Origin of the sequence: Bordetella genomosp. 6 (assembly GCF_002119705.1) — a bacterium.
GTDB classification, from domain to species: Bacteria; Pseudomonadota; Gammaproteobacteria; order Burkholderiales; family Burkholderiaceae_B; genus Bordetella; species Bordetella bronchiseptica_F.
Genome location: NZ_CP021107.1, coordinates 2,883,353 through 2,909,838, shown reverse-complemented (window position 1 = coordinate 2,909,838; position 26,486 = coordinate 2,883,353). Strand labels below are relative to the sequence as shown.

Below are 26,486 nucleotides of genomic sequence, written 5' to 3'. Positions count from 1 at the left end.
AGAGCCGCATGTCGCCGGCCACCGTTGTTTTGCCGCACCGGCAGGTTCCGGGACGTTTTGCGGCCTTGAGCCAGATCAAGGCCGGCTTGCCGCCACGGCCGCACAATGTGGCCATCATGCCCGATACGCTGATCCCCGAACGTTGCGCCGACGCGCCCAGGGCCCGTCCCGTTTTTCCGGACAGCCTGCTCAGCCGCCTGGACAGGAACGGCCCCCGCTATACCTCGTATCCGACCGCCGATCGCTATCACGACGGCTTCGGCACGCACGACTACCGCCAGGCCCTGGCCGAGCGGGCAGCCTCGCGCCGCGGCGAGCCGATGTCGCTGTACGTGCACGTGCCGTTCTGCGACTCTGTCTGTTACTACTGCGCCTGCAACAAGGTCGTGACGCGGCGCCATGAGCGCGCCGCGCCCTATCTGGACGCCCTGGGCCAGGAACTCGCCCTCCACGTGGAGGCGCTGGGCGGCGGCGAGCCGGTGTCCCACCTGCATCTGGGCGGAGGAACGCCGACGTTCCTGTCGGATGCCGAGTTGACGCGCTTGATGGCGATGCTGCGCGGCGCCTTCACCCTGACGCCCGACGCGGAAGTATCGATCGAAGTGGACCCCCGTACGGCAGACCGCGGCCGGCTGGCGCACCTGCGCGGGCTGGGTTTCAACCGCCTCAGTTTCGGCGTGCAGGATTTCGATCCGCGGGTGCAGCAGGCGGTGCACCGGGTGCAGCCTTTCGAGGATGTCCGGCAACTGATGCTGGCCGCCCGCGAGCTGGGGTTCGGATCGATCAACGTGGACCTGATCTACGGCCTGCCTCATCAGACGCTGGCATCGTTCGCCCGTACGGTGGCGCAGGTGGGCGAGCTGCGGCCGGACCGCATCGCCCTGTACGCCTACGCGCACCTGCCGCAACGCTTCGCGCCGCAGCGCCGCATCCTGGCCGCGGACCTGCCCGATGCGAGCGCCCGTGTCGGCTTGCTGGGCGATGCCATCGCGGGCTTTCTCGAGCTGGGGTATGTCTACATCGGCATGGATCATTTCGCCCTGCCGGACGATGCCCTGGCCGTCGCCCGGCGCGAGGGCCGGCTGCATCGCAACTTCCAGGGCTATACGGCGCAGCCCGACGGCGACCTGATTGCCCTGGGCGTGTCCGCCATCGGCAAGGTGGGCAACGTGTACAGCCAGAACGTCAAGACGCTGGACGCCTATTACGGCGCGCTTGCGCAGGCGCGGCTGCCCGTCGAGCGGGGCCTGCGCCTGTCGGCCGACGACGAATTCAGGCGCCGCCTGATCATGGACGTGATGTGCCGTGGCCGGCTGGCGCTGGCCGAGCTGCATGGACCGGCCGGCGAGGCCGCCGACACGGCGTTCGGCCCCGAGCTGGCGCGTTTGCGGGAACTGGCCGGACTGGGGCTGGTGACCCTGGACGCCGGGGTGATGCAGGTGACCGGACTGGGTTGGTATTTCGTGCGGGCCGTCGCCATGACGTTCGATCGCTACCTGCGCGAGGCCGCCCCGGCCGCGAGCTACTCGCGCATCGTCTAGGGCGGCGCGGGTTGCTGCTCCTGCGCCATGGCGTCGCCTCCCAGCGCGTCGAGGCTGGCCAGCATGGCCTGCTCGAGTTGCAGCAGACGGTTTTCCAGCGCCGCGGCCTGGCTCCACAGCTGGCTGCCGCGCCTGGGCAGCTGCCGGTGCACGGCCTCCAGGCGCGCCAGCGTTTCGGGGTCGGGCCAGAGGGTGCAAATGGCGCCCTTGGCCCGATGCAGGCGCTCGCGTACCGTGGCGTTGTCGCGCTGGCGCAAAGCGCGGCGGATTTCGAGGCGGTCGTCGCGCAGGCACCGCAGCGCCAGCTCCAGCAGGGCGCGTTGCTGCGCAGGGCCGCGGCATAGCCATTGGACGCAGAGGGTCCCGGAGGCTTGATGTTGCTTGGCCATGGGATTCAGCCATAGACGTTTTGCTCGAACTTCTCGTTCAGGTACAGGGCCAGCGCGAGGTCGTCGGCCAGGCCCAGCTTCTTCATGGCGCGGCGCTTGTGGGTGCTGACGGTTTTCTTGCTGCGCAAAAGGCGGCCGGATATCTGGGTTACGGAAAATCCCTGCGCGATTTGGCGCAGGATTTCACGTTCGGCATTGGTGAGGCGGGAATCCGGCGGATCGGGGACGGTGGCGCGCAACTGGCCCGTGCGGGCGCTGAAGAACGCCCGCCGGCTGACCGCGGTCGTGCGGATCAGTTCGGCCAGCAGGCTCAGCGGCGCGCCCTTGGGCAGGAAGCCGTTGGCCCCGGCGCGGAAGGCCGCGTACTCGGTTTCGTGCGCCTTGCCGGCCGAAATCGTGATCACGACCATGTCGGGGCAGAGGCGGCGCAGGCGGCGGATGAAGTCCACGCCGTCCCAGCTTTGTGCCGGCATGAAGAAATCGATGACGGCCGCGTCGCAAGGATGGCGCTTGAGCTGGTGGGCGAGCGCGACGGCGTTGGTCTCGGTCAGCGCGACCTCGAAGTCGCCGTGTTCGCCCAGGTACGCGCTCAGGCCTACCGCGACGGCGGGATGGTCGTCCAGGATGGCGACCCGCAGGCGGTGGCTGGGGCGCGATAGCAGCATGTAGCGGCGCGCCGACGCCCCGGCGGGCTGGGCGGTTGGGGGATAGGCGGCGGGGGGGTGGGCCGCGCAGCCCTGCCCGGCGAGGACTGGCGCGGCGCGGGTTAGGCGGTGAGGCATGGGGGCTCCTTCTATGCCTGGCGTCACGAGCGACAAGCTCGGCTGTCATTGCAGGTTACGAGGGTTTTGAGAGGAGTCCGATAAGTGGTCGGAAAATCAGACAGATCCAGTGTGGGGCGCATGCAGCAGGCGCGGGGGCGAAAGGTGCTACAATTGGCGACGTTTGGCATGCCGACCCGCGTGCCACCCTTGACGCATATCCGAGGCACGATCCAGATGCTGCTCCGCCCGACACGAACTACGACCGGAATCTTCCGCACTCAGTCGCGTTAATGATTTCATGCGTCGGGTTGGTATCGCGTCATTGCGGTAAATACTCAACAAGGCACCAGACAAAACGCGGCCAGGCAGCCGCGTTTTTCGTTTCCAAATCCAGGAATTCCTTCGATGGTACAAATTACCTTGCCGGATGGCTCGCAGCGCCAGTATCCCGGTCCCGTGACGGTGGCCGAGGTGGCGCAATCCATAGGCGCCGGGCTGGCCAAGGCGGCCCTGGCCGGACGCGTCGCGTTCGACGGCGCCGAGCCCCGGCTGGTCGATACCAGCTTCCGCATCGACAATGACGCGCAGCTCGCCATCGTTACCGCCAAGGATGCCGACGGCCTGGACCTGATCCGGCACTCGACGGCGCACCTGCTGGCCTACGCCGTGAAGTCGCTCTTCCCGGATGCCCAGGTCACCATCGGCCCGGTGATCGACAACGGGTTCTACTACGATTTTTCGTATAAGCGCCCCTTCACGCCGGAAGACCTGCAGGCCATCGAGAAGAAAATGGCCGAGCTGGCGCGCAAGGACGAGGTCGTCACGCGCGAGGAATGGTCGCGCGACGACGCGGTCGCCTATTTCAAGGGCATCGGCGAGGTCTACAAGGCCGAGATCATCGCCTCGATTCCGTCCAACGAAACCCTCAGCCTGTACCGGGAAGGCGATTTCATCGACCTGTGCCGCGGCCCCCACGTGCCCTCGACCGGCAAGCTGAAGGTCTTCAAGCTGATGAAGGTGGCCGGCGCCTACTGGCGCGGCGACAGCAAGAACGAGATGCTGCAGCGGATCTACGGCACGGCCTGGGCGAGCAAGGACGACCAGGATGCCTACCTGCACATGCTCGAGGAGGCCGAGCGGCGCGACCATCGCAAGATCGGCCGCGAACTCGACCTGTTCCATTTCCAGGACGAGGCGCCCGGGCTGATCTTCTGGCATCCGAAGGGCTGGGCGCTGTGGCAGCAGGTCGAGCAGTACATGCGCAAGGTGTACCAGGACAACGGCTACCAGGAGGTCAAGGCGCCGCAGATCCTCGACCTGACGCTGTGGAAGAAGACGGGCCACTGGGACAACTATCGCGAAAACATGTTCACGACCGAGTCCGAAAACCGGGTCTACGGTCTGAAGCCCATGAATTGCCCCGGGCACGTGCAGATCTTCAATGCCGGCCTGCATTCCTATCGCGAATTGCCGCTGCGTTACGGCGAGTTCGGGCAATGCCACCGCAACGAGCCGTCGGGATCGCTGCACGGCATGATGCGGGTGCGCGGCTTTACCCAGGACGACGGCCACATTTTCTGTACCGAAGACCAGTTGCAGGACGAGTGCGCCGCATTCACCGCCTTGCTGCAGAAGGTCTACAAGGACTTCGGCTTTACCGAGGTGTTGTACAAAGTCGCCACGCGTCCTGAAAAGCGTATCGGCAGCGACGAGATCTGGGACAAGGCCGAAACCGCCCTGATGGAAAGCCTGCGCCGTACCGGCTGCGAATTCGAGATCTCGCCGGGCGAGGGCGCTTTCTATGGCCCCAAGGTCGAATACACGCTCAAGGACGCCATCGGGCGCCATTGGCAGTGCGGCACGATCCAGGTCGATTTTTCCATGCCCGTGCGGCTGGGCGCCGAGTATGTCGACCAGAACGACCAGCGTCGTCCGCCGGTCATGCTGCACCGTGCCATCCTCGGTTCGCTGGAGCGTTTCATCGGCATGCTGATCGAAAACCATGCCGGCGCCATGCCGCCCTGGCTGGCCCCGTTGCAGGCGGTGGTATGCTGCATCTCCGAGCATTCCGCCGATTATGCGGCACAAATAACACAAAGCCTGAAAAAACAAGGCTTTAGAGTGCAGGCGGATTTGCGTGGTGAAAAGATCACTCGTAAAATCCGTGAACACAGCCTGCAAAAAATCCCGTATCTCCTCGTCGTTGGTGACAAGGAGATGCAAAACGGCACCGTCGCGGTGCGGGGATTGGGTGGCCTTGATCTGGGCGTCATCGCGCTCGATGATTTCATCGCGCGTCTGGCCGAGGATATTTCCACCCGCCGCAATGTCACCCAACCCGCGAGCGCTGCTTAACCTTTCTAGGAGTCGTCAACATCGCCACTGAAAAAGCCATACGCATCAACGGTGAAATCCGCGTCCCCGAGGTGCGCCTGATAGGTCTGGACGGAGAACAGCTGGGCATCGTCAAGATTGCCGATGCGTTCCGTCTTTCCGAGCAAAGCGACGTGGACCTGGTCGAGATCGCGCCCAACGCCGATCCCCCGGTTTGCCGCTTGATGGATTACGGTAAGTTCAAGTACCAGGAACAGAAACGCCAGGCCGAGGCCCGGTCGAAGCAGAAGGTCATCCAGGTCAAGGAAGTCAAGTTCCGCCCGGCGACCGACGAGGGCGACTACCAGGTCAAGCTGCGTAACCTGCGCCGCTTCCTCGAAGAGGGAGACAAGGCCAAGGTCACGCTGCGCTTCCGAGGCCGGGAAATGGCCCACCAGGAACTGGGCATGCGGGTGCTTGAGCGGGTGCGCGACGATCTGATCGAACTGGCCCAGGTCGAGGCGATGCCCAAGCTGGAAGGCCGTCAGATGGTCATGGTGCTTGCGCCGCGCAAGAAGGCCGTCGGCAAGCCCGACGCGGCAGGCTGACCCCATCCCCGGCCCGGTTGCCCGCAAGGGCGGCCGGGCCGGCTTGCGTGCGGCCCGTGCGGCCCCATCCTTCAAACAGCCTAGTCAATCCTGCCTGCGCGGGCACGTGGCGCGGCGTACGTATCGGGTGCCGAGATGCACGTATTGTTCATTATCGATCCCTTGCCGCTGCTCAAGGCGTACAAGGACAGTTCCGTTGCCATGATGCAGGCGCTGCAGGCCCGGGGGCACACCCTGAGCGTTGCGCTGCAAGGCGATCTCTACATCGATGCGGGCGAGGTCAGGACGCGCTTTGCGCCCATCGCGCTGCGGGACGACGCCGACCTCCACGGGCATGACTGGTGGCGCGAAACCGGCGCGGCCGACGAGGCGCCGCTGGCGCGCTTCGATGCGGTGGTGATGCGCAAGGATCCCCCGTTCGACATGGAATACGTGTACTCGACGCACCTGCTCGAGTACGCGCAGCAGCAGGGCGCCCGCGTATTCAACAGCGGGGCGGCGATCCGCAATCATCCCGAGAAGCTGGCGATCACCGAGTTTCCCGACCTGACCACGCCCACGCTGGTTACGCGCGACATGGGGCGCATCAGGGCTTTTCACGCCGCCCAGGGCGACGTCATCGTCAAGCCGCTGGACGGCATGGGAGGCACCGGGATCTTCCGCCTGCAGCGCAGCGAGCCCAACCTGAACGCGATCCTCGAAACCCTGACCGACAACGGCGCGCGCACGATCATGGCGCAGCGCTATATCCCCGAGATCGTCAAGGGCGACAAGCGCATCCTGCTCATCGGCGGCGAGCCGGTGCCGTATTCGCTGGCGCGCATACCGCTGGCCGGCGAGACGCGCGGCAACCTGGCGGCCGGCGGGCGGGGCGTGGCCCAGCCGCTGTCCGAGCGCGACCTGCACCTGGCCCGGACGGTGGCCGACCGGCTGGCCGGTCGCGGACTGCTGCTGGTTGGGCTGGACGTGATCGGCGACTACATTACCGAAGTCAATGTCACCAGCCCGACCTGTTTTGTCGAGATCACCGAACAGACGGGCTTCAACGTACCGGAGATGTTCGCCGTGGCGCTGGAAGGCGCCGCCGGCTGAACTTGCAGCTATGACTGGCATCGTTATCGTCGTGCACGCCCCGCTGGGCAGCGCCATGCGCGAGAGCGTCGCCCACGTGCTGGGCGACGCGACCGAAGCGCTGGCCGTGCACGACATCCACCCCGAGGATTTGCCCGATGACGCGGCGCCCCGGGTGCTGGCCGATATCCTGCGCGTGGACCAGGGGCAGGGCGTGCTGGTCCTGACCGACCTGATCGGCGCCACGCCGGCCAATATCGCCAAGCGCGCCGTGGCCGATGCGCAGGCGCAAGGCATCCAGTGCTGCGTGCTGGCGGGGTTGAATACGCCCATGTTGCTGCGGGCCCTGACTTATCGCAATCTTTCGCTGGCCGAGACGCGCGAAAAGGCGCTCGCGGGCGGCGTCCAGGGTTGCTTGCGTGTAGACTGACGGGCGAGAAAACGCCGAGAGTAAATTGATGGCGCAGCAGTTCCGCCTTGCCGGGCCGGCAGTCCGCCCCCGGCAAGACGCGGGATTGCGGCGGCCGCCGTTGCCAGACCAGAACTTATGCCTAGCTCAGACATCGTCATTAGCAACAAACTCGGGCTGCACGCCCGGGCCGCCGCCAAGCTGACGCAGCTGGCCAGCCGCTTCAGCAGCGAGATCTTCATTTCGCGCGGCGCGCAACGCGTCAACGCCAAGAGCATCATGGGCGTGATGATGCTGGCTGCCGGGCTGGGCGTGACAGTCAGGCTGGAGGCCTCGGGCAGCGACGCCGACCAGGCGCTGTCCGAAATTCAAACTCTGTTCGACAATAAATTCGGTGAGCAGGAATAGCAAAACCCCAGGTTCCGGCAGCCTGCCATCGGCGCGGGCTGCATCGTCTACGCGCTCTTCCATCCCATCCCCTTCTTCTGACATCGCCGCCGGCCCGGTCGTCTGCCTGCACGGCAAAGGCGTGGCGCGCGGCTATGCGATCGGTCGCGCGGTGGTCATGGGCGCGGCGGCGCTCGAAGTCGCCCACTACCGCATCGCGCCCGAAGATGTCGCGGCCGAAAGCCGACGGCTGACCGAGGCGCTGGCCAAGGCGCAGGCCGATCTGCTGCAGATGGCCGACACCCTGCCCGAGGACGCGCCGCGTGAACTGGGCGCCATGCTCAATGTGCACCGGCTGCTGCTGGGCGATCCCTTGCTGGCCGAGCAGGCGCTGGCGCTGATCGCCGAGCGGCACTACAACGCCGAGTGGGCGCTGACCGCGCAAGGGCAGATCCTGGGCCAGCAGTTCGAGGCCATGGAAGACGAATACCTGCGCGAGCGCGGCGGCGACGTGCGCCAGGTCATCGAACGGGCGCTGCACGTGCTGGCGGGCACCTCGGTCATGCTGCCCGACGGCGCCCAGCTCGACGGCGACGATCCGCTGGTGGTGGTGGCGCACGATATTTCGCCGGCCGACATGCTGCGGTTGCGCGGCGGGCGCTTCGCGGCCTTCGTGACCGACCTGGGCGGCCCGACCTCGCACACCGCGATCGTGGCGCGCAGCATGGGCGTGCCGGCGGTGGTCGCGCTGGGCAATGTGCGCGAACTGGTGCGCGACGGCGACATGCTGATCGTCGACGGCGCGGACGGCGTGGTGGTGCTCAATCCCTCGCCCCGCATCCTGGCCGAGTACCAGGCGCGCCAGCGGGTGTACGCCGACGAGCGCGCCGAGCTGGCGTTGCTGCGCGACGAGCCGGCTGTCACCCTCGATGGTATCGATATCGTGCTGCACGCCAATATCGAACTGCCCGAGGAGGCCGGCCTGGCGCTGGCCTGTGGGGCCCATGGCATCGGCCTGTTCCGCAGCGAATTCCTGTTCATGGGCCGGCCCGACCTGCCTGGCGAGGAAGAGCAGTACGAGGCCTATGCCTCCGTGGTGAAGGTGATGGCGGGCCGGCCGGTGACGATCCGCACGCTGGATATCGGCGCCGACAAGACGCTCGATGACGAGGCGACGGTCGCCACCAATCCGGCGCTGGGCCAACGGGCCATCCGCTATTGCCTGGCGCGGCCCGAAATGTTCGCCACGCAGCTGCGCGCCATCCTGCGGGCTTCGGCCCACGGCCCGGTGCGGGTGCTGATTCCGATGATCGCGCATATGCACGAAGTGCACGCCACGTATGCCGCGCTCGAGTCCGCCCGCCGTGAGCTCGATGCGCGCGGCCAGCCCTATGCGGCGCGCATCGAGGTGGGGGCCATGGTCGAAATCCCGGCCATTGCGATTGCGATCGAGCCGTTCGCCCAGGCGCTCGATTTCCTGTCCATCGGCACCAACGACCTGATCCAGTACACGCTCGCGATCGATCGCGGCGACCACGATGTGGCGGGCCTGTACGACCCGTTGCATCCAGCCGTGTTGCGCCTGGTGGCCAATACCATCAATGCGGGCGAGCGCGCCGGCAAGCCGGTGGCCGTATGCGGCGAGATGGCGGGCGATGCGCGGCTGACGCGCCTGTTGCTCGGGCTGGGGCTGACCGAGTTCTCCATGCACCCGCAGCAGTTGCTCGACGTCAAGCGCGAGGTTCGGCGCGCCCATTCCAATGCCCTGCGGGTCAAGGTCGCCGCGGCGCTGAACCGGGCCTTGCCCATCGACCCCGACACGCTCGACGCGCTCTGACAGGGCGGCGACGCGGCAAGACGGCTCCCTGCGGAGCCGTTTTTCTCGTTGCGTCGCACAACGGGCAGGACTAAGATGAAATGCATGCGGTTTCTCAGCGCGCTTTTCTCAAGGAGAGAATCATGGGCGACGCGACACGCAGCAACGGTGAGCCGGCCACCTCTTCAGCCCGGCGCGCCACCCTGGTACCCGTGAGGGGCGGCGGGTGGCGGCGAGTCAAGTCCGGCGCCGCCGGGTTTCTCGACGCAATCGGCGAAGTCCTGCATGCCATGGACGAGGGCCGGCGCCAGCATCCAGTGATTTCGGCGCATCGGCGCCAGTAGCGGCGCCGGCCGTGCGCCACGGCGCCCGGCCCGCGGGCGCCGCGGGGATGATGTCCTCACCCCTTGAGCGTGGCGTCCATGCTGATCCTGGCATTGAGCACTTTCGACACGGGGCAACCGGCCTTGGCCTTGGCGGCCGCGTCGGCGAAGCTGTCTTTCGTGGCGCCGGGAACGACTGCGTTCACGGTCAGGTGCACGGCGGTGATGGTGAAGCCGTCGTCGGTCTTGTCCAGCGTGACTTCGGCCGTGGTTTCGATGCTGTCGGCCTTCAGGCCTGCCTCGCCCAGGATATTGGACAGCGCCATGGAAAAGCAGCCCGCGTGCGCGGCGCCCAGCAGTTCTTCCGGGTTGGTGCCCGGCTGGTCCGCGAAACGGGTATTGAAGCCATAGGGCTGGTTCTTCAGCGCGCCGCTCTGGCTCGAGATCGTGCCTTGCCCGGACTTGAGGTCGCCCTTCCAGACGGCGGATGCGGTTTTCTTCATGGGGACTCCTTGCGGTGAATAGGCGCGGCGGCCGGGTAGCGTGCCGCCGATGCGGGAACCCGGGGTGCGGGTCGCTTCATGATATCGCTCCAGGCAGGGCCAAACTGTGTCCAGGGGTACGCGCGCGACGCCAGGCAGGGCGATAATGCAGGCTCCTCCGGAGGCCACATGCTGCAAATCGACGCTGAACACACCCGCCGCGCGCTGCGCTTCACGACGGTCATCGACGCCCTGCGCGACGCCTTTCGCGGCGGCGCCCAGGTGCCGCCGCGCCACGTCCACGCCATCGAGTCCGGCGGCGCGCAAGGTACGGCGCTGATCATGCCGGCCTGGAACGACGCCGGCTATTTCGGGGTCAAGATCATCAACATCTTTCCCGCCAATACCCACCAGGGGCTGCCCGGTCTGCATGCGACCTACACGCTGTACAGCGCCCGTACCGGGGTGCCGCTGGCGCAGGTCGATGGCGACGTCGTGACCGCCTATCGGACCGCCGGGGCGGCCGCGCTGGGCGCTTCGTACCTGGCCCGCGCCGACGCCAGGGTGCTGCTGATCCTGGGTTCGGGCCGGATCGCCGGGCTGGTGGCGCCGGCGATGCGCGCCGTGCGTCCGATCGACCGTGTATTGGTGTGGAACGTGCGGCCTGCCGGCGCGCAACGCCTGGCCGCCGGATTGCGCGAGCAGGGCTACGACGCGCAGGCGGTCACCGACCTGCAGGCCGCGGTCGGGCAGGCCGACATCGTCAGCTGCGCCACCTTGTCCACCGAGCCGCTGGTGCGCGGCGAGTGGCTGCGGCCGGGCGTGCATCTGGACCTGATCGGCAGCTTCACGCCCGAGATGAAGGAGACCGACCCGCAGTGTTTCGCCGGTACCTCCGTATATGTGGATACCGATGAGGCGCCCACCAAGGCCGGCGACCTGCTCGAAGCCTTCGCGGCCGGCACGCTGGCGCGCACGCAGATCCGCGGCACCCTGGCCGACCTGGCGGCGGGCCGCGCGCCGGGCAGGCGCGATGCGGCCGAAATCACCGTATTCAAGGCGGTCGGCAGCGCGCTGGAAGATCTGACGCTGGCCGCCCTGGTATACGAGGCGCGGCAGGGCGATGTTCAGGCACAATAAAGGCGAATTTCCTCTTACCACTTTCCACAGGCTCTCGAACCATGTCTACTCTGCTCGCTCGCCTGGCCGTCCTGGCCACGGCCCTGGTCCCCGCGTTTGCCGCGCAGGCCGAAGTCGTCATCGGCGTTGACGTCTCCACGACCGGGCCGGCGGCGGCGATAGGCATCCAGACCAACAACGCGATCCGCCTGTGGCCGGCTACGCTGGGCGGCGAGCCGGCCCGCTACGTGGTGCTGGACGACGGCACCGATGTCAGCCGTGCCGTGAAGAACATGCGCAAGCTGACCTCCGAGGACAAGGTCGACGCCATCGTCGGCCCGAACACCACCGCGGCCGCGCTGGCGGGCCTGGACGTGCTGGCCGAGACCAAGACGCCGATGATCGCCCTGGCGGCGTCGGCGGTGATCGTCGAGCCCGTGTCCGACCCCAAGCGCGCCTGGGCGTTCAAGATGCCGCAGAACGACTCCTTGATGGCGTCCGTGCTGGTGCAGGACATGAAAAAGAAGGGCGTGAAGACCGTGGCCTTCATCGGTTTTGCCGATTCGTATGGCGACAGCTGGTGGAAGGAGTTTTCGCAGGCGGCCGGCGACGACCTCAAGATCGTGGCGCAGGAGCGCTTCCAGCGTACCGACGCCTCGGTGGTGGGGCAGGTGCTCAAGGTGATCGCGGCCAAGCCGGATGCGGTGTTGATCGCCGGGGCCGGAACGCCCTCGGCGCTGCCGCAGAAGACCCTGCTCGAACGCGGCTATGCCGGCAAGGTGTACCAGACCCATGGCATCGGCACTTTGGAGTTCCTGCAAGTCGGCGGGCGCGACGTGGAGGGAACCCTGTTTCCCACCGGCCCGGGCGTGGTCGCGCGCGAACTGCCCGACAGCAACCCGGTCAAGAAAGTGGCGGTGGAATTCGCCGACAAGTATGAGGCCCAGTACGGCGCCAATACGCTGACCCAGTTTGCCGGCGACGCCTATGGCGCCTGGATCCTGCTCGATTCGGCGGTGGCCCGCGCGCTCAAGACCGGCGCCAAGCCGGGCACGCCCGAGTTCCGCGCCGCCTTGCGCGATGCGCTGGAGAACACGCGCGACCTTACCGTGCCCAATGGCGTGCTCAATATCAGCGCCGAGAACCACCAGGGGTTCGACGAGCGCGCGCGCGTCATGGGCGTGGTGCGCAACGGGCGTTTTTCGTACGCCGGCCAGCCGTAAGCGTTTCAGAATGTGACGCGCCGGTTTCCCTGGGCGCGGCAAAGCGGGCAGGCCTCGGGCCTGCCCTTTTGTCGTCAAATGATTCGTGATCAAATGATTTTATAGCGTACTATTCGGGACATATCTATTTCAATACCGAACTATTCAGGAGGAAAAACCATGCTCATGCGTCGTTTCAGTTTCGTGAAATGGGGACTTCTGATGGTGGGAGCCGGCCTGCTGGCCGCATGTTCGGATTCGGACTCGAGCGATCCCGGCGCGGCGCAGCAGCCGGCCGCGCAAAGCGCCAGTACGCTGGACGCCGCCAAGGCGGCGGGCAAGATCCGCATCGGCTACGCCAACGAGGCGCCCTATGCCTATATGGACAGCAAAGAGGCCCGCGTCACCGGAGAGTCGGTCGAGATCGCCCGAGTGGTGCTCAAGCGCATGGGCATCGAGGAGGTCGAGGGCGTGCTGACCGAGTTCGGGTCGCTGATCCCGGGCCTGCAGGCCAAGCGGTTCGACATTATTGCCGCCGGCATGTACGTGACGCCCGAACGCTGCCAGCAGGTCGCGTTCTCCGACCCGACCTATGGCGTGGGGCAGGCTTTCCTGGTGCAGAAGGGCAACCCCAAGAATCTGCACAGCTACGCCGACGTGGCGAAGAACAGCGAGGCCAGGCTGGGCGTGGTGGTCGGGGCCATCGAGGCCGAATACGCGACCAAGCAGGACATTCCGGCCGGGCAGGTGGTGGTGTTCCCGGACGCGGTCAGTGCGCTCTCGGGTATCGAGGCCGGGCGCGCCGATGCCTATGCGGCGACCGCGCTGACCGTCAACGACCTGATGAACAAGACCAGCGCCGGCGACAAGCTGGAGAAGGCCGACCCGTTCACCGATCCCACTGTCGACGGCAAGAGCGTGCGTGGCTATGGCGCCTTTGCCTTCCGCAAGGATGACCAGGCGTTCGCCGACGCGTTCAACGCCGAGCTGAAGAAATTCGTGGGCAGCGACGAACATCGCAAGCTGGTCGAGCCATTCGGCTTCAGCGCCGACGAGCTGCCGGGCGATGTGACCGCGGCCAAGTTGTGCGCCGCCCAGTAAGCGGGGGGCGCGATGGACGACACCTGGTCCCTGCTGCCGCCCTTGCTGGACGGCCTGGCGGTCACCTTGCGGATTGCCGCCGGCGCGGCGGCGCTGGCGATTCCGCTGGCCCTGGCCGCCGGGCTGGCGCGCCTGTCCGCAAGCGCCTGGCTGCGGGCGCCTGCGGCGGTCTATGTGGAAGTGTTTCGCGGCACGTCGGCGCTGGTGCAGCTGTTCTGGTTCTATTTCGTGCTGCCGATGTTCGGCGTGAAGCTGCCGGCCTTGCTGGTGGGAATCGTGGTGCTGGGCGCCAATGCCGGGGCCTACGGCGCCGAAGTGGTACGCGGCGCCATCCTGGCCGTGCCGGCCGGGCAGCGCGAGGCGGCGGTGGCGCTGAACCTGACCCGCGTGCAGACGATATGGCGCATCATCCTGCCCCAGGCGGTGCCGGCCATGCTGCCGCCCACCGGCAACCTGCTGATCGAACTGCTCAAGAACACCGCGCTGGTGTCGCTCATCACGATTACCGATCTGACGTTCCGCGGCCAGTTGCTGCGCAGCGAGACCTTGCGCACCACCGAAATCTTCACCCTGGTGCTGCTGCTGTATTTCGCGGTGGCGCTGGTGATCACCGGCGGGGTCCGGATGCTTGAGCGGAGGTTCAAGGTCCGATGAGTCCGATTTTCGATTGGGGATTCACGCTCGAAATCCTGCCGGTGCTCGGCTCGGCGCTGGTCATCACCGTGCAGGCGACCCTGCTGGGCATGCTGGTGGCCGTCACGCTCGGCCTGGCCCTGGCGCTGCTGCGCCGCTCGCCGTTCTGGCCCGTGTCGGCCGTGACGGCGCTGGTGATCGAGTTCGTGCGCAGCACGCCGCTGCTGGTGCAGATGTATTTCCTGTTCTACGTGCTGCCGGTCACCGGCTGGCAGATGTCGCCGCTGACCACCGGCATCCTGGCGCTGGGCCTGCACTATGCGGCCTATTGCGCCGAAGTCTACCGGGCGGGCATCGAGGCGGTGCCGCGCGGCCAGCACGAGGCCGCCACCGCCTTGAACCTGTCGCGCTGGCGCACCGCGGTGGGCGTGGTGCTGCCGCAGGCCATTCCGCCCGTGGTGCCGGCGCTGGGCAACTACCTGGTCGCCATGTTCAAGGACACGCCGCTGCTGTCGGCCATTACCGTGGTCGAGTTGCTGCAGCAGAGCAAGATCATCGGGTCGGCCACGTTCCGCTATACCGAGCCGTTGACGCTGGTGGGCGTGCTGTTCCTGGTGCTGAGCCTGGTCGCGGCCTGGGCGGTGCGGCGTCTGGAGGCGCGCCTGAAACTGTATGGAGGCAAGAGATGAGCGCAAGCATCCGTTTGACGAAATTGTGCAAGCGGTACGGCGAGCTGGACGTGCTGCGGGGCATAGACCTGGAAATCCCGGCCGGCCAGACCGTGTCGGTGATCGGGCCGTCCGGATCCGGCAAGTCGACCCTGCTGCGCCTGCTGATGACCCTGGACCGGCCGACCAGCGGCTCGATCGAGATCGATGGCGAATCCATGTGGCATGACGCGCAAGGGCGCGAGATGGGGCCCAACTCGGCCCATGTGCGCCGGGTGCGCGGCAAGATCGGCATGGTGTTCCAGCACTTCAATCTGTTTCCGCACAAGACGGCGCTGGGCAATGTGATCGAAGCGCCGCTGTACGTGCTGGGCCTGTCGCGCGACGAGGCGGTGGCGCGTGGCCGCGAGTACCTGGACATGGTGGGCCTGGGCGACAAGCTGGACGCCTATCCGGCGCAACTGTCGGGCGGCCAGAAGCAGCGCGTCGGCATCGCGAGGGCGCTGGCGATGTGCCCGGAGGTCATGCTGTTTGACGAGGTGACCTCGGCGCTGGATCCGGAACTGGTGGGCGGTATCCTGCAGATCCTGCGCGACCTGGCGGCGCGGCGCACCATGACGATGATCATCGTCACCCACCAGATGAAATTCGCCGAGCGCAGTTCGGACCGCACGCTGTTCTTCGACGAAGGCAATATCGTCGAGGACGCCGAGTCGGCCCAGTTGTTCGCCGCGCCGCGCGAGCCGCGCACGCAGCAGTTCCTGCAATCGGTGATCGAGGCCGCCTAGCCGCGCCCGGTGCTGCCGAAGCCGCCCGCGCCGCGCTCGGATGCGTCGAAGTCTTCCACGACGTTGAAGGCGACCTGCTGCACCGGCACGATCACCAGTTGCGCCAGGCGCTCCATGGGATCGAGCGTGAACGGCTGCGCGCCGCGGTTCCACGTCGAGACCATCAGCTGGCCCTGGTAGTCGGAGTCGATGAGGCCGACCAGGTTGCCCAGCACGATGCCGTGCTTGTGGCCCAGGCCCGAGCGCGGCAGGATCATGGCGGCGTAGCGGGGGTCGCCGATGTGGATCGCCAGCCCGGTAGGCACCAGCACGGTCTGGCCGGGTTCGATCACCAGGCTTGCTTCGATGCACGCGCGCAGGTCGAGCCCCGCCGAGCCCGGGGTGGCATAGGCCGGCAGGTATTCGCGCATGCGCGCATCGAGGATCTTCAGGTCTACGGATTTCATTCGGAACCAGGCAACGAGAGTGAAGCCGGCGCCCAGAGGCGCCGGTATGGGTCGGAAAAGCGCAAGCGTACCAAAATGCGGCCGCGCGCACGCTAGCCGCGCTGGTCCGGCCTCTTGGGCAGGGTGCTCAGCGGCGGCAGCTTGGGCAGTGGGCCGCGGCGCCCGGCGCGCAGGTTGCGGGCGCCCTTGAACAGCATCCACGCGGCGATCGCCAGGAACAGCGCGGGCATCAGCGTGTCGATATCGAGGCGGCCGCTGGTGAGCGCGGCCACGAAGAAGGACAAGGCGTTCCAGCCGGCGATCAGCGCGCCGATGGTGAGAAACAGTGCCATGCGGCGCGCCGAGGCGCTGGCCGCCAGGGTAGGGGTGGGGGCGGGTGCGGCTTGCGCGGCATCGCCGGCGGGCAGGGCGGCCGGGGCCGCGCGCTCGGGACGCTTGCCCCAGGTCAGCTCCGACAGCTTGCCGGCCATGCCGGACTGGGCGGCCGCCGCCGGCGCGCGCTGTGCCGGCAGCACCTGTCCTGGCGCGCCGCCGGCGCGGCTGAGCTGTTCGATATAGCGCGCGAAATCGCCGTTCTTGGGTTCGCCGTCTATGGCCATGCTGCGGGTCTCCGGTTCGGTGGGGAGGGTCGGGCCAGGGCCGTCATGGACGGCGGTTGGCGCGCGCCGGCTGGCGGCGCTTGCGCATGACGGCTACCAGCAGCCAGCAGCCGATCAGCACCGAGGCGCCCATGCCGGCGGCCAGGCCGATATGCTGCGCGTTATCCATGGCGCCCAGGCCGCGCGCGGTAATGTAGCCGGGGGCCAGCATCAGCGGCAGCCAGGCGAGCGCCGACAGCACGTTGGCCAGCTGGAAGCGCAGATGATGCATGCCCATGATGCCGGCCACCGTGGGAATGGTGGAGCGGATCGGTCCCAGGAAGCGGCCGATCAGGACCGAGGCAAAGCCATAGCGGTAGAAGAACAGGCGGGCGCGCGCCACGGCGCTGCGCTGGGTATTGAGCGGCCAGCGGCGCATCACGCCCGGGCCGAGCCAGCGTCCCAGCGCGTACGAGACCGCGTCGCCCGCGATGGCGCCGGCGATGCCCCAGGCCAGCACGCCCCAGGGCGACAGCGTGCCGGCGCCGATCAGGCCGCCGGTCAGCAGCATCAGCGCCGTGGCGGGAATGAGCAGCCCCACCAGGACCATGGACTCGCCGAAGGTCAGCAGGAAGGTGATCGGACCGGCCCAATCCTGGTTGGCCTGGATGAAGTCGCCGATCCGGTCTATGTAGGCTTGCATGCGGAAAATAAAACCATCGATAAATCAATCTAGTATCTTAACGCCTGGCCGCGGGGGGCGCACGGCGCGATCGCGGATGTTTCAGGAATTGAGCAAAGAAGAAATTATATGGATTCAGTGACACAGGTCGTGCTGGGAGCGGCCATCCAGGGATCGATGCTGGGGCGCAGCCAGGGGCGCAAGGCCTTGTTGTACGGCGGCCTGCTGGGAACGCTGCCGGACCTGGACGTGCTGATGCGTTATCCCGACCCGGTGTCGCTGATGACCTATCACCGTGGATTCTCCCATTCCATCCTGGTGCTGACTGCGCTGGCCGCCGTCATGGCCTGGCTGATACGGCGCCGATGGCCCGACGCGTCCTATAGCGGCCGGCGCCTGTTCGCGACATTGTTCCTGGTGCTGGTTACGCATCCGGTCCTCGACGCCTTCACCGTCTACGGCACGCAATTGTTCTGGCCCTTTCCCCTCGTGCCGGAAAGCTGGTCGGCGGTGTTCATCATCGATCCGGTCTATACCGTGCCCATGCTGGCGGCCGTGCTGGTGGCGGCATGGCGCGGCATGACGCCGGCGACATGCCGGGGGCTGGCGGCCACCGCGCTGTTCGGCGCGGCCTATCTGCTGGTGGCGCTGACTGGAAGGTTCCAGGCCGAAACCAGCGTGACGGCGGCGCTGCGCGAGCGCGGCGAACAGGTCGAGGCGGTGCTGGCCACGCCGATGCCCTTCAACACCCTGCTGTGGCGGGTCATCGCCAAGACTGGCGACGGCGCCTACTACGAGGCCGTCAGTGGCCGCTTCGATCGCCAGCCTCCGGAAATGGCGCGCCTGCCCCTGCATGCCGACGTCGGCCAGGCGCTGGCCGGCGTGCCGCTGCACGAGCGCCTGCGCTGGTTCACCAACGATTGGCTGCGCTACGACGCCCTGGGCGACGCGCTGGTGGTCACCGACCTGCGCATGGGGATCGCCGGCTACTACACGTTCCGTTTCGTGATGGCCGAGCGCGACGGCGACACCTGGCGCGCGGTCACGCCGCGGCGCTGGCCCAGCGACCGGGGCAACTGGGAGCAGATGCAGCTGACGCTGGCGCGCATCGTCGGCAGCCAGCCCTTGCCCCTGGACCAGTGGGCGCGCCAGGCGGAGAACTAGCGTGGCGCGGCGGGCACGGCGACGACGGGCTCGTCCTTGACGGTCTGCATCACGATGTGGGTGTAGAACGCCTGCACATTGTCGTCCTGGTCGAACAGGCGGTCGGCGAACGCCAGGTATTCGTCCATGTCCCGCATGTGCACAATCAGGACGCACGAGACTTCGCCAGTGACCATATAGCACTGGGTGACGGCGGGCTCGCGCGCCACCTGCTCCATGAAGGTGCGGCGGTATTCCGAACCATGGCGGGCGAATTCCAGGGTGACGATGGCCGAAAGCGGGCGTTCGACGCGGGCCGGGTCCAGCACGGCGACGATGCGGCGGATGACGCCGTTTTCCTTCAGCCGCGCCACGCGCCGCAGGCATGCCGAGGCCGACAGCCCGACGCGCTCGGCGAGCACGGCGTTGGAGAGGTCCGCGTCGCGCTGCAAAATCCCGAGGATGCGGTGGTCGATGGCATCAAGTTGCATGGCTGTGCAATTTTATTCTGCGGTTGTTCATATGCTGGTTGATTCAGCTGCTTGCAGGCAATAAATCGCTGCCTCATTGTGCAGCATCCGGGCTATGCTGTCAGCTCTCGATTCCTGTCCATCCAGCCCTGCTCATTCATCGTGCCATATCTGTCGGGTCTCATGCGGCGCAGCGGCCGCCTGTTCTTAACTTTGATCAAGGTCATGCTGCCTGTCATGATCGCCGTCCAGGCAGCGCAGGCGTGGGGCTGGATCGATATCCTGGGCCAGGCGTTCGCGCCGGCCATGGGCTTGCTCAACCTGCCGCCCGAGGCCGGCATGGTGTGGATGACGGGCGCGTTCGTGGGAATCTACGGCGCCCTCGCGGCCCTGATCAGCCTGGCACCGGTGCTGGAGCTGACCGGCGGCCAGTTCAGCGCCCTGTGTTCCATGCTGCTGTTCGCCCATGCCCTGCCGGTGGAGCAGGCCATCGTGCGGCGCGCCGGCGCCAGTTTCTGGGCCACGGCGGCCCTGCGCGTGGGGGTGGCGCTGGGCTATGGCGCGGCGGTCTCGTGGTTCTGCCACGCCACTGGATGGCTCGACGAGCCGGTGTCGCTGCAATGGCTGCAGTCGTCCGCGCTGGCCGGCGAGCAGGCCGGCGGCGCCTGGGCCTGGGCGCGCGGCACCGCCGTGTCGCTGTTGTTCACCTACGCCATCATCCTGGCGCTGCTGGTGGCGCTGGATGTCATGGAACGCACCGGCATCACCCGCGCCATCACGGTGGCGCTCACGCCGCTGCTGCGCGTCTCGGGCCTGGACCCGCGCGTCACGCCGGTCACCATACTCGGCGTGCTGCTGGGGCTGTCCTACGGCGGCGCGCTCATCATCGAAGAGGCCGAGAAGCAGCAGCTGGAAGCCCGGCCGCGCTTTCTGGCGCTGGCCTGGCTATCGCTGTCGCATTCGCTGATCGAGGATACGGTGCTCTTGATGGCGCTGGGCGCCAACGGCTGGATCGTGCTGGTGGGGCGCCTGCTGGTGACGCTGGTGGTGGTGGCCATCCTGGCGCGGATGCTGGGCGGGGGCGGCGCGGCGCGCCGGCGGCCCCTGGGCGCGCCCGCGGGCTGACTCAGGGCCGGTTGGCGGCGGGCAGGCGCGCGGCGATCTCGGCGATCAGGCGGCGCGCCGCGTCCAGCTTGGCGCCGGCGGGCAGGGGATGCACGCCATGTTCGTCGAACAGCACCAGCTCGGTGGTGTCGGCGTCCATGACCTTGTGCGCCAGGTTGCCCACCAGCAGCGGAATGCCCTTGCGCAGGCGCTTGGCCTCGGCATGCTCGGCCAGCTTTTCGGTTTCGGCCGCGAAGCCCACGCACCAGGGCCCGCTCGCCAGCTTGGCGACCTCGGCCAGGATGTCCGGGTTGGGCTCGAACTCGAGCGCCGGCGCGCCGCCGCCTTCGGTGGTTTTCTTCAGCTTCTGCTCGCTGACGTTCTTGACGCGCCAGTCGGCCACCGCCGCCACGGCGATGAAGATATCGGCATCGTTGGCATTGGCCATGACCGCGTCGTGCATTTGCCGCGCCGTGGTCACGTGCAGCGCGGTGACGCCGCGCGGAATGGCCAGCGCGGTGGCGCCGGTGATCAGGGTGACCCGTGCCCCCGCTTCGTGGGCGGCGCGCGCCAGGGCGTAGCCGGTCTTGCCGGACGAGCGGTTGCTCAGCACCCGCACCGGATCGACCGGCTCGGAGGTGGGGCCGGCCGTCAGCAGCACGTGGCGGCCGGCCAGCACCTTGGGCTGGAACGAAGCGATCAGGTCGGCGAGCAGTTCGTGGGCTTCCAGCATGCGGCCGGTGCCGGTTTCGCCACAGGCCTGTTCGCCGGCGGCCGGGCCCAGTACGGTGATGCCGTCGGCGCGCAGCTGCGCGACATTGCGCTGGGTGGCCGGGTTGCCCCACATTTCACGGTTCATGGCGGGCGCCACCAGCAAGGGGCAGGCGCGCGCCAGGCACAGCGTCGACAGCAGGTCGTCGGCCAGGCCGTGCGCCAGCTTGGCCATGAAGTCGGCGCTGGCCGGGGCGATCAGCACGGCGTCGGCGCCGCGCGTCAGGTCGATGTGCGCCATGTTGTTGTCGACGCGGGCATCCCATGCGTCGACGAAAACCGGCCGGCCGGACAGCGCCTGCATGGTGACCGGCGTAATGAAATGCGTGGCGGCCTCGGTCATGACCACATCGACGACCGCACCCTGTTCGGTCATGCGGCGCACCAGTTCGGCGATTTTGTAGCAGGCGATGCCGCCGGTCAGGCCGAGGACAATGCGTTTGCGGGCGAGATCGAGCATGGTGGGAGAAGGGCGCGGCGGCGCCGCCTGTCAAGGTGGTGGGGGAAAGGGCGGATGGACCGATTTTATGCGCTTTGCCGCGGTGACGGGGCCGGACGCCCCGGTCAGTCCTGCGCGGTGGGCCGCTTGCGCGCCCGCAGCAACTCGTCGACGACCAGCAGCACGGCGCCGCAGGTGATGGCCATGTCGGCCAGGTTGAATGCGGGGTAGTGCCAGTCGCGCCAGTAGAACAGCAGGAAGTCCACCACATGGCCGTAGGCCACGCGGTCGATCACATTGCCCAGCGCGCCGCCCATGATCAGCGTCAGGGCAAGGCTGAAGCGCGGCTGGCCGGCGGTGCGGCGCAGCAGCCAGACGATGACGATCGACGCGCCCACGCCCAGCGCGGTGAAGAACCAGCGCTGCCAGCCTTCCTCGGAAGCGAGAAAGCTGAATGCCGCGCCCCGGTTGTACAGCAGGGTGAAGTCGAAGAACGGCAGTACGTTGAGGCGTTCGCCGTACTGGAAGGCGCCGTCGAAATACAGCTTGGTCGCCTGGTCCAGCACGATGATGAGGGCGGCCGCGGCCAGCCAGGTAGCCAGTCGCGGCGCGGCGGCGCGGGCCTGCGTCATGGTCAGGCCCGCGTGCGCGGCTCGCCGGCGCCGAACAGGTTGCTCACGCAGCGGCCGCAGATCTCGGGATGGTCGGCGTCCCGGCCGACGTCCAGGCGCCAGTGCCAGCACCGCTCGCACTTCCTGTGTCCGGACGGCGCGATCTCGATGCGCAGGTCGTCGGCGCCGGCATGGACGGTGGCGCGCGAGACGATCAGCACGAAACGCAGGTCATCGCCCAGGCTGGCCAGGATGTCATGGTCGGCCGCGCTGGCGTACAGGTCCACTTCCGCCTGCAGCGACGAACCGATGGCGCCGGCCGAACGCACCTCCTCCAGCTTGCGCTGCACCTCCGCGCGGATGGCGCGCAGGCGCGTCCACTTGGCGGTCAGCGCCTCGCCGTCGGCAAACGGGGGCAAGGCGTGATAGACCTCGGTGAAGATGGTGACGCGCGGGGCGTCGGCCTGCTTGGCCAGCGCCGACGCGGCCAGGATCTTCCAGGCTTCCTCGGCGGTGAACGACAGGATGGGCGCCATCAGCTTGAGCAGCGTCTGGGTGATGTCGAGCAGCGCGGTCTGCGCCGAGCGGCGCGCGGCGCTGTCGGCGGCCGTCGTGTACAGGCGGTCTTTCAGGATGTCCAGGTAGAACGCGCCGAGGTCTTCCGAGCAGAACGTCTGCAGGCGGGCGACGGCCGGATGGAAGTCGTAGCGTTCGTAGTGGCCCTGGACTTCGGCCTGCATCTGCGCGGTCATCGCCAGCGCGTAGCGGTCGATCTCGAACAGCTCGCCATACGGCACGGCCTGGCCGACCGCGTCGAAGTCCGCCACGTTGGCCAGCAGGAAGCGCAGCGTGTTGCGGATGCGGCGATAGCTTTCGACCACGCGCTTGAGGATTTCGTCGGAGATCGACAGCTCGCCCGAGTAGTCGGTGGAGGCTACCCACAGGCGCAGGATCTCGGCGCCGAGCGAATCGGATACTTTCTGCGGCGCGATGACGTTGCCGACCGACTTGCTCATCTTGCGGCCCTGGCCATCGACCACGAAGCCGTGGGTGAGCAGGCCCTTGTAAGGAGGATGGCCGTACAGCATGCAGCCGGTCAGCAGCGACGAGTGGAACCAGCCGCGGTGCTGGTCCGAGCCCTCCAGGTAGAGGTCGGCCGGCCAGGCCAGTTCGGCGCCGTGCGAGCCGCCCAGCACGCCATCCTTGCCGCCCAGCACCGTGGCGTGGGTCGAGCCCGAGTCGAACCACACGTCCAGCGTGTCGCGGTTCTTTTCGTATTGCTCGGCCTCGTCGCCCAGCAGTTCGCGGGGATCGAGCGATTGCCAGGCCTCGATGCCGCCTTTTTCGACGCGCTGCGCGACCTGCTCCAGCAGCTCGACGGTGCGCGGGTGCAGCTCGCCGGTTTCCTTGTGCACGAAGAAGGCCATCGGCACGCCCCATTGGCGCTGCCGCGACAGCGTCCAGTCGGGGCGGTTGGCGATCATCGCGTGCAGGCGCGCGCGGCCCCAGGCGGGGTAGAAGGCGGTGGCGTCGATGCCGGCCAGCGCGCTTTCGCGCAGCGTCGGGCCGCCGTCGCGCGGCTTGACGTCCATGCCGGCGAACCATTGGCTGGTGGCGCGGTAGATGACCGGCGTCTTGTGGCGCCAGCAATGCATGTAGCTGTGCGACAGTTTCTGGACCAGCATCAGCGAGCCGGCCAGCTTGAGCGCCTCGACGATCCGGGGGTTGGCGTCCCAGATCGACAGGCCGCCGAACAGCGGCAGGCTCTCGACGAACTTGCCGTCGCCCATGACCGGGCCGAGGATGTCGCTGTCGGCCAGGCCGTGCGCCTTGCACGAGACGAAGTCTTCGATACCGTAGGCGGGCGCGGAGTGCACGACGCCGGTGCCGGTGTCCAAGGTGACATAGTCGCCCAGGTAGATGGGCGAGGTGCGGTCGTATCCTTGAGCGGCGGCGGCCAGCGGATGGCGAAAGCGCAGGCCTTCGAGCGCTTCGCCCTTGGCCGTGGCGATGATCTCGCCTTCCAGCCCCCAGGCCTTCAGGCTGGGTTCGACGCGTTCCTGCGCCAGCAGCAGCAGCGGACCGTGCGCCGGCGTGGGCGTGACGCGCACCAGCGCGTAGTCGATCTCCGGGTGCACGTTGAGCGCCTGGTTCGACGGAATGGTCCACGGGGTGGTGGTCCAGATGACGATGGCGCCGGCGTCGACCTCGTCCAGGCCGAAGGCGCGCGCCAGCGCGCCGCGGTCGGTGAACGGGAAGGCCACGTCGATGGCCGGATCGACCCGGTCGGCGTACTCGACCTCGGCCTCGGCCAGCGCCGAGCCGCAGTCGAAACACCAGTTGACCGGCTTCAGGCCGCGGAACACATAGCCTTTTTCCAGAATGCGGCCGAGCACGCGGATCTCGTCGGCCTCATTGCTGAAATTCATCGTCAGGTACGGGTTGTGCCAGTCGCCCAGCACGCCCAGGCGCTTGAAGTCCCTGCGCTGGCGATCGATCTGTTCGAGGGCGTAGGCGCGCGCCTTGGACTGGACCTCGGTGACCGGCAGGTTCTTGCCGTATTTCTTTTCGATCTGGATCTCGATCGGCATGCCGTGGCAATCCCAGCCCGGCACGTAGTGCGCGTCATAGCCCGCCATGTTGCGGCTCTTGACGATGATGTCCTTGAGGATCTTGTTGACGGCGTGGCCGATGTGGATGTCGCCGTTGGCATAGGGCGGGCCGTCATGCAGCACGAAGCGCGGACGGCCGCGGCTCGCGGCGCGGATGGCCTGGTAGACCTGGGTTTCCTCCCATTCGGCTACCCAGCCAGGCTCGCGCTTGGACAGGTCGCCCCGCATCGGGAAGGGAGTGTCGGGCAGATTGAGGGATTTTTTATAGTCCATGAACGGCAAAATAGGCGCGCGCGTTTTGCGCGTCTTGGGCGATGGCGGCAGTCAGGGAGGGGAGATCAGCGAATTTTTCTTCGTCCCGCAGCTTGTGCAGGAACTCGACTCGCACGAGTTTACCGTATGCGTCGAGGCTCTCGTCGAGCAGGTGGGCTTCCAGCAGCACCCGGCCGCGGTCTTCCACTGTCGGGCGCACGCCCAGGCTGGCTACCGCCGGCAGGGGGCGGTCGCGCAGGCCGACCACGCGCACCACGTAAATGCCCGAGCGGGTGGCGCAGCGCGGCGCCACCCGCAGGTTCATGGTCGGGAAGCCCAGTTCGCGGCCCAGTTTCTGGCCGTGGATGACATGGCCGCTGATATGGAACGGCTGGCCCAGCAGCTGCGCGGCGCGGTCCAGGTCGCCCACCGCCAGCGCGGTGCGCACCTCGGAGCTGGAAATGCGGTGGCCCTGGCGGTCGGTGATGTCGGCCAGGGTACAGACTTCGAAACCGTGCGCCAGGCCCGCTTCGCGCAGCAGGTCGATATCGCCGCTGCGCTTGTGCCCGTAGCGGAAATCCTCGCCGACCAGCAGCCAGCGGGTCTGCAGGCCGGCCACCAGCAGGTCTTCGATGAAGGCGTTGGCCGACATTTCGGCCAGCCGGGCGTCGAAGCGCTCGACCACGACCTGTTCGATGCCGGCGGCGGCCAGCGCCTGCAGCTTGTCGCGCAGCCCGGAAATGCGGGTGGGTGCCAGTTCCGGGCGGCGGTTCAGGGTGGCGAAGTACTCGCGCGGGTGCGGCTCGAAGGTCATGACGGCGGGTACGAGGCCGCGCGCGCGGGCCTCCTGGCGTACGCGCGCCAGGATGGCCTGATGGCCGAGATGGACGCCGTCGAAATTGCCGATCGTCAGGGCGCATGGCGCGCGTTGCGAGGGCGGGGGCGGGTAGCGGTAGATGCGCAGCGATGGTTTCACGACCGAGAGTTTACAATTTTGGGTTGACCCGCTTTTGGAAAATTCTCATCTTGCCGCAAATGTCCGATTCCAAGCGCCGCCTCGTCATCCTGATTTCAGGGCGCGGCAGCAACATGCAGGCCCTGGTGCAGGCATGCCGCGAGCAGTCCTGGCCGGCCGAAGTGGCCGCCGTGATCGCCAGCCGCCCGGACGCCGCGGGCCTGGATTGGGCGCGCCAGCAAGGCATCGCCACCGCGGCGCTCTACCACAAGGACTATCCCAGCCGCGAGGCCTTCGATGCCGCGCTGGCCCGGGAGATCGACCGCCACGCGCCCGATTATGTGCTGCTGGCCGGTTTCATGCGGGTGCTCACGCCGGGCTTCGTCAATCACTACGCCGGTCGGCTGGTCAACATCCATCCGTCGCTGCTGCCGGCGTTTCCCGGCCTGCATACGCATGCGCAGGCCCTGGCCACCGGCGTGCGCGCGCATGGCTGCACGGTGCATTTCGTGACGCCCGTGCTCGACCACGGCCCCATCATCGCGCAGGGCTGCGTGCCGGTGCTGGCGGGCGATACGCCCGAGGCGCTGGCCGGGCGCGTGCTCGAGGTCGAACATCAGGTCTATCCGGCGGCGGCGCGCTGGCTGGCCGAAGGAAGGGTCAGCCTGACCGCCGACCAGCGCGTCGAAGTCGCCGGCGAGCCGCGGCGCCTCTTTTTCTGGCCGGCGGCGTAAGCCGGCGGCCTTCCGTAATACCAGGGCGCCTCGTGCCCTTCTTGGAATTGTCATGACGAAAAATACTGTCAACCG

Annotated in this window: 28 protein-coding genes; 17 read left to right on the top strand and 11 right to left on the bottom strand. The window is 67.5% G+C overall.

Going from position 1 to position 26,486, the window contains the following annotated elements; genetic code table 11:
• The first annotated feature begins 116 nt into the window (after positions 1-116).
• The gene (hemN, locus tag CAL11_RS13610) at positions 117-1,541 is read left to right on the top strand and encodes an oxygen-independent coproporphyrinogen III oxidase (protein ID WP_086094587.1); all 1,425 of its coding nucleotides are present in this window, start codon (positions 117-119) and stop codon (positions 1,539-1,541) included.
• Here the strand turns inward: hemN and CAL11_RS13605 are convergent.
• Both CAL11_RS13605 and CAL11_RS13600 read right to left on the bottom strand, forming a co-directional pair.
• Complete coding sequence (locus CAL11_RS13605; RefSeq protein WP_068926542.1) at positions 1,538-1,930, bottom strand: hypothetical protein; 393 nt, start codon at positions 1,928-1,930, stop codon at positions 1,538-1,540. The two genes, hemN and CAL11_RS13605, sit on opposite strands and share 4 nt — an antisense overlap.
• Before the next feature lie 5 nt (positions 1,931-1,935).
• Complete coding sequence (locus CAL11_RS13600; protein ID WP_033461392.1) at positions 1,936-2,712, bottom strand: response regulator transcription factor; 777 nt, start codon at positions 2,710-2,712, stop codon at positions 1,936-1,938.
• 387 nt (positions 2,713-3,099) lie between these two features.
• Between CAL11_RS13600 and thrS the strand changes: the two genes are divergently transcribed.
• The 7 genes from thrS (at position 3,100) to CAL11_RS24480 (ending at position 9,642) form a co-directional block, all read left to right on the top strand.
• Positions 3,100-5,049 (top strand): threonine--tRNA ligase, encoded by a 1,950-nt coding sequence (gene thrS / locus CAL11_RS13595; RefSeq protein ID WP_033461394.1) that lies wholly within the window; start codon positions 3,100-3,102, stop codon positions 5,047-5,049.
• A gap of 20 nt (positions 5,050-5,069) precedes the next feature.
• Positions 5,070-5,615: a translation initiation factor IF-3 gene (gene infC, locus CAL11_RS13590; protein ID WP_033446215.1), complete on the top strand. Its 546-nt coding sequence runs from the start codon at positions 5,070-5,072 to the stop codon at positions 5,613-5,615.
• 135 nt (positions 5,616-5,750) lie between these two features.
• A complete protein-coding gene (gene gshB, locus CAL11_RS13585) occupies positions 5,751-6,707 on the top strand; it encodes a glutathione synthase (protein WP_086093244.1) in 957 nt (318 codons plus the stop codon).
• A gap of 10 nt (positions 6,708-6,717) precedes the next feature.
• Positions 6,718-7,116 (top strand): PTS sugar transporter subunit IIA, encoded by a 399-nt coding sequence (locus tag CAL11_RS13580; protein ID WP_003812601.1) that lies wholly within the window; start codon positions 6,718-6,720, stop codon positions 7,114-7,116.
• 117 nt (positions 7,117-7,233) lie between these two features.
• Positions 7,234-7,503, top strand: coding sequence for an HPr family phosphocarrier protein (locus CAL11_RS13575; protein ID WP_033461398.1), 270 nt, complete (start codon positions 7,234-7,236; stop codon positions 7,501-7,503).
• 121 nt (positions 7,504-7,624) lie between these two features.
• Entirely contained in the window at positions 7,625-9,319 is a 1,695-nt protein-coding gene (gene ptsP / locus CAL11_RS13570; RefSeq protein WP_086093243.1) for a phosphoenolpyruvate--protein phosphotransferase, read from the top strand.
• A gap of 122 nt (positions 9,320-9,441) precedes the next feature.
• On the top strand, positions 9,442-9,642 hold the full coding sequence (locus CAL11_RS24480; RefSeq protein WP_164872497.1) for a hypothetical protein: 201 nt from the start codon (positions 9,442-9,444) through the stop codon (positions 9,640-9,642).
• A gap of 56 nt (positions 9,643-9,698) precedes the next feature.
• On the opposite strand, the gene CAL11_RS13560 is transcribed toward CAL11_RS24480, so the two are convergent.
• Positions 9,699-10,124, bottom strand: coding sequence for an OsmC family protein (locus CAL11_RS13560; RefSeq protein WP_003812593.1), 426 nt, complete (start codon positions 10,122-10,124; stop codon positions 9,699-9,701).
• A gap of 168 nt (positions 10,125-10,292) precedes the next feature.
• On the opposite strand from CAL11_RS13560, the gene CAL11_RS13555 reads away from it, so the two are divergent.
• From CAL11_RS13555 to ehuA, 6 genes are all read left to right on the top strand, one after another.
• Complete coding sequence (locus tag CAL11_RS13555) at positions 10,293-11,243, top strand: ornithine cyclodeaminase family protein (RefSeq protein ID WP_086093242.1); 951 nt, start codon at positions 10,293-10,295, stop codon at positions 11,241-11,243.
• Between the two features lie 41 nt (positions 11,244-11,284).
• The gene (locus tag CAL11_RS13550; protein WP_033461406.1) at positions 11,285-12,445 is read left to right on the top strand and encodes an ABC transporter substrate-binding protein; all 1,161 of its coding nucleotides are present in this window, start codon (positions 11,285-11,287) and stop codon (positions 12,443-12,445) included.
• A gap of 159 nt (positions 12,446-12,604) precedes the next feature.
• Positions 12,605-13,525 carry an ectoine/hydroxyectoine ABC transporter substrate-binding protein EhuB gene (ehuB, locus tag CAL11_RS13545; protein ID WP_050458048.1) on the top strand — a complete coding sequence of 307 codons (921 nt, stop codon included), beginning with the start codon at positions 12,605-12,607 and terminating at the stop codon, positions 13,523-13,525.
• 12 nt (positions 13,526-13,537) lie between these two features.
• Positions 13,538-14,179: an ectoine/hydroxyectoine ABC transporter permease subunit EhuC gene (gene ehuC / locus CAL11_RS13540; protein WP_033461408.1), complete on the top strand. Its 642-nt coding sequence runs from the start codon at positions 13,538-13,540 to the stop codon at positions 14,177-14,179.
• Positions 14,176-14,847, top strand: a complete 672-nt coding sequence (gene ehuD / locus CAL11_RS13535) for an ectoine/hydroxyectoine ABC transporter permease subunit EhuD (RefSeq protein WP_033461410.1) — start codon at positions 14,176-14,178, stop codon at positions 14,845-14,847. The genes ehuC and ehuD overlap by 4 nt, the downstream gene beginning before the upstream one ends.
• Positions 14,844-15,614 (top strand): ectoine/hydroxyectoine ABC transporter ATP-binding protein EhuA, encoded by a 771-nt coding sequence (gene ehuA, locus CAL11_RS13530; protein WP_033461412.1) that lies wholly within the window; start codon positions 14,844-14,846, stop codon positions 15,612-15,614. The genes ehuD and ehuA overlap by 4 nt, the downstream gene beginning before the upstream one ends.
• Here ehuA and dut read toward each other — a convergent pair.
• The 3 genes from dut to CAL11_RS13515 form a co-directional block, all read right to left on the bottom strand.
• Positions 15,611-16,060, bottom strand: coding sequence for a dUTP diphosphatase (gene dut, locus CAL11_RS13525; RefSeq protein WP_033461415.1), 450 nt, complete (start codon positions 16,058-16,060; stop codon positions 15,611-15,613). The genes ehuA and dut overlap by 4 nt on opposite strands.
• 92 nt (positions 16,061-16,152) lie before the next feature.
• On the bottom strand, positions 16,153-16,659 hold the full coding sequence (locus CAL11_RS13520; RefSeq protein WP_086093241.1) for a hypothetical protein: 507 nt from the start codon (positions 16,657-16,659) through the stop codon (positions 16,153-16,155).
• Positions 16,660-16,702: 43 nt separating this feature from the next.
• Entirely contained in the window at positions 16,703-17,341 is a 639-nt protein-coding gene (locus CAL11_RS13515) for a DedA family protein (protein WP_033461420.1), read from the bottom strand.
• A 108-nt stretch (positions 17,342-17,449) separates the two neighbouring features.
• Here CAL11_RS13515 and CAL11_RS13510 point away from each other — a divergent pair, with 108 nt between their 5' ends.
• A complete protein-coding gene (locus CAL11_RS13510) occupies positions 17,450-18,484 on the top strand; it encodes a metal-dependent hydrolase (protein WP_033461422.1) in 1,035 nt (344 codons plus the stop codon).
• On the opposite strand, the gene CAL11_RS13505 is transcribed toward CAL11_RS13510, so the two are convergent.
• Positions 18,481-18,954 carry an Lrp/AsnC family transcriptional regulator gene (locus CAL11_RS13505; RefSeq protein ID WP_086093240.1) on the bottom strand — a complete coding sequence of 158 codons (474 nt, stop codon included), beginning with the start codon at positions 18,952-18,954 and terminating at the stop codon, positions 18,481-18,483. The two genes, CAL11_RS13510 and CAL11_RS13505, sit on opposite strands and share 4 nt — an antisense overlap.
• 141 nt (positions 18,955-19,095) lie before the next feature.
• Between CAL11_RS13505 and CAL11_RS13500 the strand changes: the two genes are divergently transcribed.
• Positions 19,096-20,058, top strand: coding sequence for a nucleoside recognition domain-containing protein (locus CAL11_RS13500; protein WP_432206086.1), 963 nt, complete (start codon positions 19,096-19,098; stop codon positions 20,056-20,058).
• A 1-nt stretch (position 20,059) separates the two neighbouring features.
• On the opposite strand, the gene coaBC is transcribed toward CAL11_RS13500, so the two are convergent.
• From coaBC to CAL11_RS13480, 4 genes are all read right to left on the bottom strand, one after another.
• On the bottom strand, positions 20,060-21,268 hold the full coding sequence (gene coaBC / locus CAL11_RS13495) for a bifunctional phosphopantothenoylcysteine decarboxylase/phosphopantothenate--cysteine ligase CoaBC (protein ID WP_033461431.1): 1,209 nt from the start codon (positions 21,266-21,268) through the stop codon (positions 20,060-20,062).
• Between the two features lie 104 nt (positions 21,269-21,372).
• Positions 21,373-21,879: a signal peptidase II gene (gene lspA, locus CAL11_RS13490; protein ID WP_033461434.1), complete on the bottom strand. Its 507-nt coding sequence runs from the start codon at positions 21,877-21,879 to the stop codon at positions 21,373-21,375.
• A gap of 2 nt (positions 21,880-21,881) precedes the next feature.
• Positions 21,882-24,743 carry an isoleucine--tRNA ligase gene (gene ileS, locus CAL11_RS13485; protein WP_086093238.1) on the bottom strand — a complete coding sequence of 954 codons (2,862 nt, stop codon included), beginning with the start codon at positions 24,741-24,743 and terminating at the stop codon, positions 21,882-21,884.
• Positions 24,733-25,698, bottom strand: a complete 966-nt coding sequence (locus CAL11_RS13480; protein WP_015064039.1) for a bifunctional riboflavin kinase/FAD synthetase — start codon at positions 25,696-25,698, stop codon at positions 24,733-24,735. Before CAL11_RS13480 ends, ileS begins: the two co-directional genes overlap by 11 nt.
• Before the next feature lie 59 nt (positions 25,699-25,757).
• Between CAL11_RS13480 and purN the strand changes: the two genes are divergently transcribed.
• Positions 25,758-26,411 carry a phosphoribosylglycinamide formyltransferase gene (gene purN / locus CAL11_RS13475; protein ID WP_015064038.1) on the top strand — a complete coding sequence of 218 codons (654 nt, stop codon included), beginning with the start codon at positions 25,758-25,760 and terminating at the stop codon, positions 26,409-26,411.
• Positions 26,412-26,486: the final 75 nt, after the last annotated feature.

What these genes read in the sequence shown, in the direction of transcription:
- purN (WP_015064038.1), top strand. Translation starts at nt 25,758, where the DNA reads ATGTCCGATTCCAAGCGCCGCCTCGTCATCCTGATTTCAGGGCGCGGC.
- thrS (WP_033461394.1), top strand. Translation starts at nt 3,100, where the DNA reads ATGGTACAAATTACCTTGCCGGATGGCTCGCAGCGCCAGTATCCCGGT.
- ehuB (WP_050458048.1), top strand. Translation starts at nt 12,605, where the DNA reads ATGCTCATGCGTCGTTTCAGTTTCGTGAAATGGGGACTTCTGATGGTG.
- ehuD (WP_033461410.1), top strand. Translation starts at nt 14,176, where the DNA reads ATGAGTCCGATTTTCGATTGGGGATTCACGCTCGAAATCCTGCCGGTG.
- CAL11_RS13515 (WP_033461420.1), bottom strand. Translation starts at nt 17,341, where the DNA reads ATGCAAGCCTACATAGACCGGATCGGCGACTTCATCCAGGCCAACCAG.
- CAL11_RS13505 (WP_086093240.1), bottom strand. Translation starts at nt 18,954, where the DNA reads ATGCAACTTGATGCCATCGACCACCGCATCCTCGGGATTTTGCAGCGC.
- CAL11_RS13600 (WP_033461392.1), bottom strand. Translation starts at nt 2,712, where the DNA reads ATGCCTCACCGCCTAACCCGCGCCGCGCCAGTCCTCGCCGGGCAGGGC.
- ehuA (WP_033461412.1), top strand. Translation starts at nt 14,844, where the DNA reads ATGAGCGCAAGCATCCGTTTGACGAAATTGTGCAAGCGGTACGGCGAG.
- coaBC (WP_033461431.1), bottom strand. Translation starts at nt 21,268, where the DNA reads ATGCTCGATCTCGCCCGCAAACGCATTGTCCTCGGCCTGACCGGCGGC.
- CAL11_RS13510 (WP_033461422.1), top strand. Translation starts at nt 17,450, where the DNA reads ATGGATTCAGTGACACAGGTCGTGCTGGGAGCGGCCATCCAGGGATCG.
- CAL11_RS24480 (WP_164872497.1), top strand. Translation starts at nt 9,442, where the DNA reads ATGGGCGACGCGACACGCAGCAACGGTGAGCCGGCCACCTCTTCAGCC.
- gshB (WP_086093244.1), top strand. Translation starts at nt 5,751, where the DNA reads ATGCACGTATTGTTCATTATCGATCCCTTGCCGCTGCTCAAGGCGTAC.
- CAL11_RS13550 (WP_033461406.1), top strand. Translation starts at nt 11,285, where the DNA reads ATGTCTACTCTGCTCGCTCGCCTGGCCGTCCTGGCCACGGCCCTGGTC.
- ileS (WP_086093238.1), bottom strand. Translation starts at nt 24,743, where the DNA reads ATGGACTATAAAAAATCCCTCAATCTGCCCGACACTCCCTTCCCGATG.
- ehuC (WP_033461408.1), top strand. Translation starts at nt 13,538, where the DNA reads ATGGACGACACCTGGTCCCTGCTGCCGCCCTTGCTGGACGGCCTGGCG.
- CAL11_RS13555 (WP_086093242.1), top strand. Translation starts at nt 10,293, where the DNA reads ATGCTGCAAATCGACGCTGAACACACCCGCCGCGCGCTGCGCTTCACG.
- CAL11_RS13580 (WP_003812601.1), top strand. Translation starts at nt 6,718, where the DNA reads ATGACTGGCATCGTTATCGTCGTGCACGCCCCGCTGGGCAGCGCCATG.
- hemN (WP_086094587.1), top strand. Translation starts at nt 117, where the DNA reads ATGCCCGATACGCTGATCCCCGAACGTTGCGCCGACGCGCCCAGGGCC.
- CAL11_RS13605 (WP_068926542.1), bottom strand. Translation starts at nt 1,930, where the DNA reads ATGGCCAAGCAACATCAAGCCTCCGGGACCCTCTGCGTCCAATGGCTA.
- dut (WP_033461415.1), bottom strand. Translation starts at nt 16,060, where the DNA reads ATGAAATCCGTAGACCTGAAGATCCTCGATGCGCGCATGCGCGAATAC.
- CAL11_RS13575 (WP_033461398.1), top strand. Translation starts at nt 7,234, where the DNA reads ATGCCTAGCTCAGACATCGTCATTAGCAACAAACTCGGGCTGCACGCC.
- lspA (WP_033461434.1), bottom strand. Translation starts at nt 21,879, where the DNA reads ATGACGCAGGCCCGCGCCGCCGCGCCGCGACTGGCTACCTGGCTGGCC.
- CAL11_RS13560 (WP_003812593.1), bottom strand. Translation starts at nt 10,124, where the DNA reads ATGAAGAAAACCGCATCCGCCGTCTGGAAGGGCGACCTCAAGTCCGGG.
- CAL11_RS13520 (WP_086093241.1), bottom strand. Translation starts at nt 16,659, where the DNA reads ATGGCCATAGACGGCGAACCCAAGAACGGCGATTTCGCGCGCTATATC.